Here is an 11,496-nt window from a genome sequence, read left to right on the forward strand (position 1 = left end):
TGTTTGGTTAGAACGACGTCCGTGGGATCGGGATCGGAAAGCAGGCGGTTGCGGCGGTTGCTTCAGGACATGCGCAACGGCCGGTGTTCGGCGAGCACCTTCAGGTCGGCGAGCAGGCTTGTGTAGTCGGGGTTCCACACCACCGCGGCCGCCGCGAAGTCGCGCACGTCCGTGGAGCGGTGGATGTGCTCGCCCTCGCGGACGTTGGGAATCCACACCATCGAGGAGTCGATGTTCGGCGCGGCCAGGTCCGCCACGACGCCGGTGTGTTTGGGGTAGTAGATCCAGCCGGCGTACGGGCCCGGCGCGTCGGCGGGTGGCGAGATGCTCTCGCCGCGTTGCAGGCGGAAGTGTGCCTGTTCGATGTCCACGCCCCACCGGATGCGGCCGGTCTGCGGTATCAGCGCGGCAGGTGCGCGTGCCGCGATCTCGAGGAACACCAACTCGCCGTCGTCACGGGCGAACACCTCGTGGTGCAGCGCGCCGCTGGCGGGCTTTTCCGGGAAGGCGTCGATGACCTGGCGGTTGAACTCGACGAGCCTTGCGTAGATCGGCTCGTCTTCGTCGAGGGTGTAGGAGCCGCAAACCCGCCCGTCGGCGTAGTCCGCCATCGGGTACAGGTAGCGGTTGCAGCGCACGTAACGCACTTCCCCTGCTTCCAGGAGCGTGTCGACGTGGTAGAGCGTCCCGCTGACGAACTCGTCGATCTCGTAGCGGGTTGTGTTTCCGGTGGCCGCACGGCCCGCGCACCTGTCGGCCCAGGACCGCAGGTCCGACAACGAGTCCAGCCGCTGCGCGCCGACCGAACCCGACTCGCCAGTGGGTTTGACGAACGCCGGGAACCCGACGTGCTCCGCGATCTCGGCCAGGTAGTCGGCTTCGCCAGCCGCGTAGCGCTCAGGTGCGAACACCTCGAACCGAGGAATGCGGACGTCGGCTGCCGCGAGTATGCGTTTCATCACCGCCTTGTCGGTGAAGGCGGCCACCTCGGGTGGAAGCGGTCCCGGCAATCCCAGCTCCCGCCGGGTTTCGGCCACAACCCGCAGCGCGTATTCGTCGTGGCACAGCAGTGCCACATCGCGCCGCGGGATGTCACCCACCACGCGCCGTACCGCTTCGGTCAGCGTTGCGGCGTCGAAGTCGTCGTCGATGACGACGATCTCGTCGAACGCCGCACCGCTACCCGTGCGTGCCAGGTATTCCTGCTTGCCGTTCGTACTGATGAGGACGAGACGGTGGTTGTCACGGCGCAACGTCCGAGGATCGGTGCGAAACGATGCGATTCGGTGTACCACGATGTCAAGCAATTCAGACCTCCTTCACGATGTCGAGCCGATCCGCTTCGTCGCAGACTCGGCGGGCCAGCGATGCGCTTGGCATGTCGGCGGTCGACAGCTCGACCAGCAACATCCGTTCGGGCTCCCAGCGCAGGCCGGCCCCGGCGAACGCCTTGCGCAGGTCGTCGAAACACACCTGGTGGGCGACCGCGACCAGGTGTTTGGGAAGGTCACGACCACTGGAATTGACCACCACGGAGCCCTTCACGAAGCGGGCGACTTCGAGATCGAGCCGGGCGTCCAGGGCCACGACGACGAGGTTCGCCCCGAACACGGCTTCCTCGGCAGAGCTGGTCACGGAGTGTCCGATCCCGGCCAGATCCAACTCGTCGACGACCCGTTGCGTGACCGTCTCGCCTTCCCGCCCGTTCGGGGTGGCGACGGTGAGATGGCTGATTCCGGGGACGTAACGGCACAGCATGCTGACCTGCAACTCGGCCGGAAGGCCCGCGCCCACGACCGCGGCCGTGGTTGCGCCCGAAGTCACGAACGTCCTCGCGGCGACAGTGCCAAGGCAGGCGCTGCGCAGCGCGCGCAACGTGGTTACCCCTAGCAGGTACCGGTCACCGACAACCACCGAACCGTCCGACCTGCCTGCGTCCGGGGCCGGACATGCACCCGCGGGCTCGGACGTCTCGGTGAGCTCGCCCGCGAGGAGGTCGATCGGCGAAACATGTTCGACGACTCGCCATACCTCGTCGGTGCTGAGCTTCCTCGTCACGTCCATCGAAGATCTACCTCGCAGGTCACTCGGAAAACGCGAGGTCGATCGTGGGCGCGGTCGCTATCGGAACGCTTTCCGCTCGCCATCACCGCACGGACAGCGGCTGGAAATCGCGACGATGACGCACGGAAAGCCGACTGCCGTTTGCTGGGTTCAGCGCTTCAAGTGACACGAACCCAGGAGGAATCATGCCGACACACGTCAACAGGCTCCCCGCGACAACCGATTCGCCGCTCGTCGCTGCGTTGGTGGCGGTCAGATCATGCGAGGACACCCACTGGTGACCGGCGCGTGACTCGGACGGCGACCCCTGGATCGCGCAGGCGGTCGCCGTTTCGGTCGTCGCCTCAGGTGTACTCGACGGTCCGGTTGTCGGGACGCACCTCGGACAGCAGTGTCGCGGTTCGCGCGATCCACGTCGGAGAGCCGAGTTGGCCGAACATCTGCTCAGCGCGACCGAGATGGGTAGTCGCGGCCGCCGAGTTGCCCCTGGCCAACTCCACCTCCCCGAGCGTGTAGAGCGACTTCGCCTCCACCAGTCGCTCGCCCAGCTGTGACGCCAGTTCGCAGGCATGCAGCAGGGTTCGCTCGGCCCCTTCCAACCTGCCCTCGCGGTAGCGGACCCTGCCGAGTTCGCACAGCGCGTGCGCTTCCCCGATCCCGTCGCCGGAGGCCCGCACGATGCGCAGCACCCGATGCAACTCCTGGCGGGCCGCTTCCAGTTCGCCCAGCTGTAGGTGCAGTGCCGCGAAGCTGAACAGGACCTGCGCCTCCACCCGCACACACCGCCTTCGGCGTGCGATGTCGAGCGCCTGATCGAGGAGTTCACGGGCATGGTCGTGCTCGCCGACCTCGATCCAGTGGCCCGCTTGGCTTCGCATGACGTGCGCGACGCCGACCTCGTCCCCGACCTGGTTCAGCAGCCGCAGCGCCTCGTCGTACTTCGCCATCATCGCGGTGTCGTCACCGACCAGCCGATCGACGTATGCGGCGTTTCGCAGCACCAGCGCGATGCCGTGGTCGTGCCGCTGCGCCTCGAATATCGTCCTGGCGTCCCGAAAGCACTGTTGGGCGTCGCCGAGTTGCCCCTTGAACATGTGCATCGTGCCCATCGAGTACAGCGAGGCGGCCACACCCGTCCGGTTGCCTGCCCGCTCGGCGGCCTGGAGCGCGGCCGCAACCACCTCACGCCAGTCGTCGAAGTAGCCCTTCGTCTCGAACAGCACCACGCAGGTCAGCGCTAGGTCCCAGGCCAGTTCGGCGAGACCTTCGCGAGCCGCCTGCCGTACCGCCGCCACGAGTGCCGGTCGCTCGGTGTCCAGCCAGTGCATCGGGTCCGTGATCGAGGTGACCTCGAGGTCGTCGTGCGCAGGCCACCTCGTTCCGCTGCCGTGGATGGTCGTGTAGTCGCCGCCGTACAGTTCGCGGTGCGCGGTTTCCGCGAGTTTGAGCCAGCCGCCGGTGGCGCGTTCCAGCGCCGCCAGCCGTTCGGCGGGTTCTTCGGTGTCGTGTAGTACCTCGCCTGCGTAAACCCGAACGAGTTCGTGGAGCCGATAGCGGGTTCCGCGCGCGTCGCGGTACTCGATGACGTCCAGCACCTGCGCGTCGACCAGGTTCTCCAGCAGTCGCTCCGCCACCGTGGGGCGCACGTCGAGCAGCGCCGCGGCGATCCACGTCGGCAGGTCGGGCGTGTCGACGAGCGCGAGCAGGCGGAACAACCGTTTGGTCTGCTCGTCGAGGCTGCCGTAGGTCAGCGCGATATTCGACCGCACCTCCGCACCCCGGTGTTCCAGTTCGTCCAGTCGGCCGCGCTCGTCACGCAGTCTGGAAACCAGCCGAGCGATCGGCCAGTTCTCGCGGGACGCCAGCCGCCCACCCGCGATCCGAATGGCGAGGGGTAGGCCGTCACAGGCACTGGCCAACTCGGCGGCGGCGTCGCTGTCCTCGTGCACGCGCCGGGTGCCGATGATGCCCGCGAGCATTTCGACCGACTCGCTGGGATCGAGCGGTCCGAGTGGCACGTGCCGAGCGCCGTGCAACCCGCTCAGCATGCTTCGGCTGGTGACGATGACCGCGCACGTCGAACTGCCCGGGATGAGCGGTTTGAGCTGTTCCTCGGAAACCGCGTCGTCAAGGACGATGAGCACTCGGCGCTGTGCGAGAAAACTGCAGTAGAGATCGCGCCGGACCTGCGGGTCGTCAGGAAGCTCCCGGCCGTAGCCGCCCAGCGCGAAAAGAAAGTGTGACAGCGGTGACGGGTCACACCGAGGGGAGCGCATTCCTTGCAGGTCCGCGTAAAGCACCCCGTCAGGGAACTGATCGCTCAGTTCGTGCGCGACGCGCACCGCCAGACTCGACTTGCCGACACCGCCTCGGCCGTAGAGGGCGACGACAGGAACGGCGTTGCGCGCCTCAGTTCCCGCCGACGAGGTCAGGAAACCCACTATTCGTGCTGTCTCGCGGTGACGCCCCGTGAAGTCCGCGACACCACTGGGCAGCTGCTGCGGTACGGGCCAGCTCCGGCGACCGCCGTGGCCGGAGGTGTGGTTCAGCTGCGTCCTCGGCTGCGCGGACCAGGAACCCGCCGACTGCTCACCCAGCAGCACGGGATCACGGTTCAGAATCGCCGTCTCCAGTGACTGGAGTTCCGCGCACGGCTCCACACCGACGTCGCGGATCAGCACGGCTCGGGCGTCTCGATATGCCTCCAGGGCCTCGACCTGGCGGCCCGACCGGTACAGCGCGAGCATGAGGAAGCCGTACAGCCGTTCCCTGCTCGGGTGCTGGCCGATCAGCGTGTGGAGCTCGGCCACCAGCTCCGCATGGCGGCCCAGTTCGAGATCGAGCTGGATGCGCTCCTCGATCGCGCTCATCCGCTGCTCGTCGAGGCCGGTCGCGCCGCGCCGGACGACGTCGCTTTCCATGCCGCACAATGCGGGGCCGCGCCACAGGGAGAGCGCCGCGCGCAGGGCCGAAGCGCCGCTCTCCCGCTCACCCCGCGCGATAGTGGCGCGTGCCGTCTCAAGTTGAGCCAGGAAGGTGAGGCTGTCCACCTCTGCCACACCGAACTCGAGGCAGTAGCCGGCAGCGTGGGTCCGGATTGTGCCGACATGCCCGCTGCTGTCGAGCAGCTTCCGCAACCGGGAAACGCAGATCTGGATCTGGCTACGTGACGTAGCCGGTGGGTCGAGACTCCACACCGCCTCGATGAGTTGGTCGATGGAGGTCACCCTGTTGACGTTGAGGCCGAGGACGGCGAGAACGATTTGCTGTCGCGGACCGCCCAATCGAACCGGTTGGCCACCCTTGTCGGTCAATTCCATCGCGCCGAGAAGTCGTAGCACCCGGCCCCCTTTTGGCGCAAATTCCGGACCAGATTATCGCCGACGAGAATTTTTGCAGGAGAGTCGAACACAGTCCACGCACAATAACACCTGCTGTTGTGATGTATATCACATAGTAGACTGTTCGGCCGATAGCCACCCTCCGGCTCGCCGATGCCCGCCGAGCCAAGAAGACGCAGGAGCACGGCAAGGTCGGACGTCCCTGCCCCGCCCGAGCAGACGGAAGCAACGCAGGCGACGCCGGATGTTCACTCCAATGAAGCGTCTGCCGTGCCCGCCACGCCGATATCGTCCGGCACAGCCCTTTCGGCAACACAAACCATCGCCGCCGAGTGGGCAAATAATCACTCGGGAAAATCAATTATCTGAGCGCGCCCCATGGAGATTGAGATTGTCGCGGGGCACGACAATCCTCGATGATCCGGTTACCAGTGATCCAGTCCCGTGGCACCGGCCCTCACGGCAGCGACGGCGGGGCAGGCCGAGGCGTCGCCGAAGTTCATTCGGGCGGGGTGTCGTGTTCGGCGGCCTTCGTTCGACGCACTGGTGACAGCAACCGCGAGCAAGCAAGGAGCAACCCATGCGCACCCTGATCACCACCGCGTTCGTCTCGCTCGACGGCGTCATCGAGGGGCCCGGCGGCGAACCTGGCTACCGCAACTCAGGCTGGACCTTCAACGACATCGAGTTCGACGAGGCGGCCTACGGGCTGAAGGGTCGCGAGCAGAACGAGGCCACGGCCATGCTGCTGGGGCGAGTCAGCTACGAGGCGTTCTCCCCGGTGTGGCCCAACATGACCGAGGAGTTCCCCGGCTACAACGCGATGCCGAAGTACGTGGTTTCCACCACGCTGGGCGAGCAGGACCTGGTGTCCAACTGGGGCGAGATCAGCATCCTGCGTTCGCTGGACGACGTCGCCGCGCTCAAGCGAACCGAGGGCGGGCCGATCATCGTCCACGGCAGCGCCACCTTGAACCGGAACCTGTCCGACGCCGGCCTGATCGACCGCTACCACCTGCTGGTCTTCCCTGTCCTGCTCGGTGCGGGCAAGCGGCTGTTCAGCGACGCCGACAGGGACAAGCAGAACCTCAAGCTCGTCGAGAGCGAGTCCTACGGCAACGGAATCCAGAAGCTGGTCTACGACGTCCGCTGACCGGTCCGGTGGGGCCGGCTCCGTGACTACTCGAGCTGGACTACTCGAGCTGGTCACGGGGCCGAATGGACATGGCGGGTGAGCCGTGCGATTCCAGGGAAGACCTGGTGCCCACGTACTACGGTTCATCCCCATGCTGGAAGCCATCCTGGGTGTCGCCGGGACCATTGTCGCGGCTGTTATCGGCGGCTTCGTGGTCATCCGCACCCGAGGGCCCCGGTTCGTGAAACCGGAACTGGTGGATGTCGCCTTCGCTCCCTCGTCGGTCGCGGACACCGCCGCGACCGACGAGGTCGAAGTACGTGGCGAAACACCCGGCCACGGCTACTGCGTCCTCGACGTCAAGCTCAGGAATCCCGGCGAACAACCCGTCTTCGTCGTTCGCGCCGCCCTCGAGATTCTGAATGCGCGCGTGGTCCCGCGGTGGAAGGTGCCCGACATCGCCCACTACATCACGGCGACGGAGATGGTCTCCGCGAACTATGACGTGCGCCTGCCAATTCCCGGACGGCAGTTCAACCCCTCGGTAAGACACGACCTGTCCCAGGTCGTCCCGCCCACCGGGGTCGATCGTTTCCAGATCCGGCTCGGCCTCGCAGGCTACGAGAAGCGATACCGAGAGGCAGGGGTGCACTTCAATGTGCTCTACCGCTTGGTGCTTCGCCTCAGCTACGGCGGAGGCCATGCAGATCTCGTCTCACGGCCGATTGTCGTCGGCGTTCCCCTACCGCCGCACGTCGCTTCCGCCGAAGAGGTGCGGGCGCGGTTGACCAGGTACGCCGAACAGATCGCCGAGTTCAACCGCCTGCCGTACCTCCAGAAACTGGACAGAGTGCCGACCAAATGGGGCGACAACTACCAAGCCTGGGCGCCACGAGAATCACTGGCGATGTATTTCGAGCGCGAGGAATACCGGCTGCGCAGCCTCATCGAGTTCGGGCAACTGCCCGGGGTCCGCGACCCAGCGCTGGAACACGCGCTCGAAACCGCGAGCACGCTGCTGCAGGAACTACCTCGGCTGCGCGCTGAGTTCCTGCCACGATTCGGCAGGGAAACCCGGTAGCACGAAGCGTGCGCACTGCGACCACTGCGGCAGGTCGCCCCGTAGCGGACACAGCCACTACATCCCGCATCCGCTACGCATGCAGCGGAGTCCCGAAAACCCCGACAACCGCATTCGACGCCTCGATAGCGTACGTCCGCTGCGCGAGAGCACGTCCGGCAGATCGGCCACGAGCTGAGCGCCTCGGTGAGGTCCCGACCAGTTACTACCCGTTCGTGTATCCGCCAGCAGGGCGGGTACGCCATTGAGATGACTCAGTTTCACGGCGTTGGGTGGGCGTCCTCAGAGCACCACAACTTGCGCGTGCGCGGGCCAACGATACGAGAATCTCGAAGAGGAGCAGGACTGTGACTCACAGTGAGCACGAGGCCGAGCACTCGGCACAACACTTCCCAAGTGACCCATCACCTCCCCAGGACAAATTCGATCACGCCGATCTTATTCAAAGCGCCGTCCGGATCGATCGAGCAATCAAGCAACGACGGGACACCGACGTTCAACTGGTCAACTGGTGGTTGTACTTTCTATTACTCTCCTGGATTACCCTCGGTATTTACTCGATCTACCTGTTCTTTGTGCGAATATCCAGGATCGACAATTTCAGCCAGCGCAAACATGCCTACTACAGCGCGCTGCTCGAATGGACCGGAAGGGAAGCCGCCGCAAGAAACAGGCAGGACATTGCGCGCCAGGAGTTGGCCGACCTGGGCCAACACGTTTCACTCGCGTACCAGCGCGAGCTCCGCCCGATCAAGGCCGGCCTCTCGTTCGTACTGACGCTTCTGACCGTCGGAATCTACTACTTCTTCGTGCTCTACCGACTGAACCGGTACTGGTGGGATGCCCAGCTGGTGGAACAAGACTTCGACGACAAGCTCAGTCAAGTCTGGACGAAGCTCGGAATAATAAATTATCCGCTGAATTTCGAAGTCGACCAACACAAGCGACGGAGTTACCCTCTCTATCTTATCCTCTCACTATTGACTGGCGGCATATGGGGAGCCGTATGGGACTACCAGATTCACACGGACCCGGACAACCTTTTCAACGAGTACCATCAGGTGGAAGACAGCGTGCTGCAGACCGTTCGATCGCATTGAGCCGAGTTGTTGGCGGCCTGCACCCGTCCAAACGGACCGTGCAGTGAGACCTTCACCAGTTGGCTTCGTACCGGGACTCAGCCGGACCACACAAGATCGGCCCCGTGACCTGTTTGCACTGGTCACGGGGCCGATTTGCCAGGTGTGGCGGGTGAGGGATTCGAACCCCCGAAGGCAGAGCCGTCTGATTTACAGAGTGCCGCGCGGAAGTCGCCTGACCTGCGAGGATTTGCCCCCCACATCAACTCTCGGGGTGCATTCGGGGTGAGTCCAGTGGCCAACACGTAGTCGGCAGCAAGAACACGCCTTCAAGCCGTATGCCGTTGACCGGCAACACGACGGCCGAGTCTGACGATCCTCGATACGCTCGGCTGCGGTGGTGTGAAGTCGCTGCCTGAGATGGTCGTGACCTCGTTGACGTCGAACGTCCCCCGCAGACGATCGAAGTCCGTGCGCTGCCCGGCTGCGAGCACTGCGGTACGGAAGGGCAACTCCGGGAGCACGTCGACCAGTTCTTCTGTGACGACGTTGGGCAGGTTGCCGATCAGCACGTCATACGGCAGTTCCCGTACCAACCGCAGGGCGTCGCCCTGGATAACCGTTGCATGGGGAACCTCGCGGCGAAGTGTCTCGATCAACCGCGGGTCAAGCTCGACCACGGTCAGGCTCTTGCAGGGCGGCATGTTGCGAGCGACCGTTCCGGCCCCGGCACCGACTTCGAGCACCGCGTCGTCGGGCCGGATTCCTGCCGCTTCGTAGAGCAGCGTCAACTTCTCCGGCGAGACAAGGAAGTACTGTTCGAACATCGGGTCCGCGAGCACGCTCAGTTCGTCGTTGTTCACCATGCCTCCGTCAGGTCCGCATCGTCCAACGCTATCCCGAGCTGCGCGATTCCGCTCTCGATGTTCGCTGGTACCTTCTGGTATGCCGCGACCTTGGCGATAGCCTCACGCAACAAAACCTTCGTTCGGGTCGATTCAACCTCGGGAATTAGCGGCAGTAGCGATTTGATGGTCGCCTCGGCATCTGCCCATGTTCCGAGGTCCACTTGCGCTTGAAGTAGGTAAGCCCGGTGCAGGTACTGGCTTCGGGTTTCGGTTGGTGCGGTGGCTTCTACGGAGCGTTCGAACTCGGCTATCGCAGTGCTGTCCCGCTGTAAGGATTGGGTGGCCATTGCCTTATGCCAGGCCAGTTCACGATCGTCAATCCACCATGCCCATTCCGGATCATCGTCGCGCACACCTTCGAGATACAGAGATTCGATCTCGTTGAACAGCGGGATCGCGGACTCGTCTCCTCCCTGTGCGAGTGCCCTTGCCTTCCTGGTCAAGAACAGGGCGCGGATACGGGGGGACAGTTCGTAGCCGCCTTCGAGCACGGACCTGGCGATTTGCAGGGCTTCGTGGGGACGGCCCAGCGCCCCCGCGTGCATGCTCGCATTCTGAAGGGTGAGTAGCTCGATGTTCCGGTCACCGGCGAGGCGGGTGTAGTAGAGCGATTCCTGATTCATTCGGCGAACCAGGTCGTGCTTTTCGGCATCGTATGCCAGCCAACCGGCCAACTCGGCTACCTCGCCAGTTAGTGCGTTGAGGTCTTGCTCAAGCGCCGGCTCGTATGCTCCCGTCCCGAGCAAGTTCTGCAGCGACTTGAAGAACCGCACCGACATCCGCACGATGTCGGCGGCACCGAAACGGTTGTCCAGCGCGACCAGGTGTTTGAGGTATGCGCGCGCCGACTCAAGATATGCGGTGTCGCCGTACTCGACGGCTGCGGGCGGAGCGGTCGGCACGATCAATGGTGATGGCGTCGGCTCCTCGACCAGCCCGAGTGCTTGCGGCGACATCTCGAAGACGTCGCACAGTTCCTCCTGCCACTCGGTAGCTTTCTTCTTTCCCTGCTCCCACCATCGGTACTGGCGAAGCACGCTCTCCGGCTTCGGCGGCATCTGGCCGCGCGCCCGCCGCGCACGCGCGAGCCGCGCACAAACCTCGTTCTGCGACCAACCCTTGGCCGCCCGTGCACGCCTGAGCCTCGTCTGCTCCGCGTCCCCCAAAGCATCCCCCAACGCCGCGTTTCTCCTGGTCAAACCGGGGGTGAGTCGACGCCGCGGCTATCGGCTCACCCCCGGCTCATCTACCTGGCCCGCCCGATTCCGACGACTCTTGATCTCGACAGCGATAACGGATCAACACGGGAGGAACCGATGGGGAAGAAAGACCCGCTGCAGGCCCTGGTGAACAACGGCGGCGGCACCGTTCGGAAGCTGGTCGGCATCGCGGCCGCGATCGCGGTAGCTGTGATCGTGGTGAAGTACCCGAATGACGCGGCCGACATGGTGACGTGGCTCGTAGGTGTAGGCACGGACATCGTGAACGGACTCGTCACCTTCATTCGGCAGGTGTCCTAACTCCGATGGCGCTTTCGACATCAGCCAACCGACGTTGTAGCTCAGTCACGGTCTCCTGCAGGCTCGCCACCGTCTCACGGAGGTCCGGCGAACCCTCGGGAATGGTGCTGTTGACGAACGCGCCAACGGTTGGCCGCACGACAAGCCAACCCTCATCCCGAAGGGTGCTCACGGCTCGCTGTGCGGTGTTCATGGCCACGTCGTGTTCCTTCGCCAGCTCCCGGCTGGACGGTAGCTGCTCCCCCGGCTTGAGTTTGCCGCTGCGGATGGCTCGACGGATGGACTCGGCTACCTGTTCGTAGCGCGCAAGGCCCGGCTCTTCGCTCATCACGAGCCCGAGCATAGCCGGGGATGACCTCAACTGACTT

Annotated in this window: 10 protein-coding genes; 4 read left to right on the forward strand and 6 right to left on the reverse strand. The window is 64.6% G+C overall.

The features are described from left to right. Positions 1-62 precede the first annotated feature (62 nt). The 3 genes from FHU38_RS23020 to FHU38_RS23030 all read right to left on the reverse strand — a co-directional run bounded on the left by FHU38_RS23020 (position 63) and on the right by FHU38_RS23030 (position 5,384). Positions 63-1,307, reverse strand: coding sequence for an ATP-grasp domain-containing protein (locus FHU38_RS23020; protein ID WP_167175103.1), 1,245 nt, complete (start codon positions 1,305-1,307; stop codon positions 63-65). A 1-nt stretch (position 1,308) separates the two neighbouring features. Continuing rightward, positions 1,309-2,064: a hypothetical protein gene (locus FHU38_RS23025; protein ID WP_167175106.1), complete on the reverse strand. Its 756-nt coding sequence runs from the start codon at positions 2,062-2,064 to the stop codon at positions 1,309-1,311. Positions 2,065-2,408: 344 nt separating this feature from the next. Then, complete coding sequence (locus FHU38_RS23030) at positions 2,409-5,384, reverse strand: AfsR/SARP family transcriptional regulator (protein WP_243852746.1); 2,976 nt, start codon at positions 5,382-5,384, stop codon at positions 2,409-2,411. 601 nt (positions 5,385-5,985) lie between these two features. Here FHU38_RS23030 and FHU38_RS23035 point away from each other — a divergent pair. From FHU38_RS23035 to FHU38_RS23045, 3 genes are all read left to right on the forward strand, one after another. After that, on the forward strand, positions 5,986-6,558 hold the full coding sequence (locus tag FHU38_RS23035; RefSeq protein WP_167175112.1) for a dihydrofolate reductase family protein: 573 nt from the start codon (positions 5,986-5,988) through the stop codon (positions 6,556-6,558). Between the two features lie 133 nt (positions 6,559-6,691). Next, positions 6,692-7,621 carry a hypothetical protein gene (locus tag FHU38_RS23040; RefSeq protein ID WP_167175115.1) on the forward strand — a complete coding sequence of 310 codons (930 nt, stop codon included), beginning with the start codon at positions 6,692-6,694 and terminating at the stop codon, positions 7,619-7,621. Between the two features lie 347 nt (positions 7,622-7,968). Beyond that, a complete protein-coding gene (locus FHU38_RS23045; RefSeq protein WP_167175118.1) occupies positions 7,969-8,721 on the forward strand; it encodes a DUF4234 domain-containing protein in 753 nt (250 codons plus the stop codon). 308 nt (positions 8,722-9,029) lie between these two features. On the opposite strand, the gene FHU38_RS23050 is transcribed toward FHU38_RS23045, so the two are convergent. Next, the gene (locus FHU38_RS23050; protein WP_167175120.1) at positions 9,030-9,566 is read right to left on the reverse strand and encodes an rRNA adenine N-6-methyltransferase family protein; all 537 of its coding nucleotides are present in this window, start codon (positions 9,564-9,566) and stop codon (positions 9,030-9,032) included. Then, positions 9,560-10,786, reverse strand: coding sequence for an XRE family transcriptional regulator (locus FHU38_RS23055; protein WP_167175123.1), 1,227 nt, complete (start codon positions 10,784-10,786; stop codon positions 9,560-9,562). Before FHU38_RS23055 ends, FHU38_RS23050 begins: the two co-directional genes overlap by 7 nt. A 138-nt stretch (positions 10,787-10,924) precedes the next feature. Here FHU38_RS23055 and FHU38_RS23060 point away from each other — a divergent pair, with 138 nt between their 5' ends. Continuing rightward, the gene (locus tag FHU38_RS23060) at positions 10,925-11,128 is read left to right on the forward strand and encodes a hypothetical protein (RefSeq protein ID WP_167165493.1); all 204 of its coding nucleotides are present in this window, start codon (positions 10,925-10,927) and stop codon (positions 11,126-11,128) included. Here the strand turns inward: FHU38_RS23060 and FHU38_RS23065 are convergent. Next, positions 11,109-11,456: a GntR family transcriptional regulator gene (locus tag FHU38_RS23065; protein WP_232285535.1), complete on the reverse strand. Its 348-nt coding sequence runs from the start codon at positions 11,454-11,456 to the stop codon at positions 11,109-11,111. The two genes, FHU38_RS23060 and FHU38_RS23065, sit on opposite strands and share 20 nt — an antisense overlap. Positions 11,457-11,496 lie beyond the last annotated feature (40 nt).

The organism is Saccharomonospora amisosensis, from assembly GCF_011761185.1.
Lineage (GTDB): Bacteria > Actinomycetota > Actinomycetes > Mycobacteriales > Pseudonocardiaceae > Saccharomonospora_A > Saccharomonospora_A amisosensis.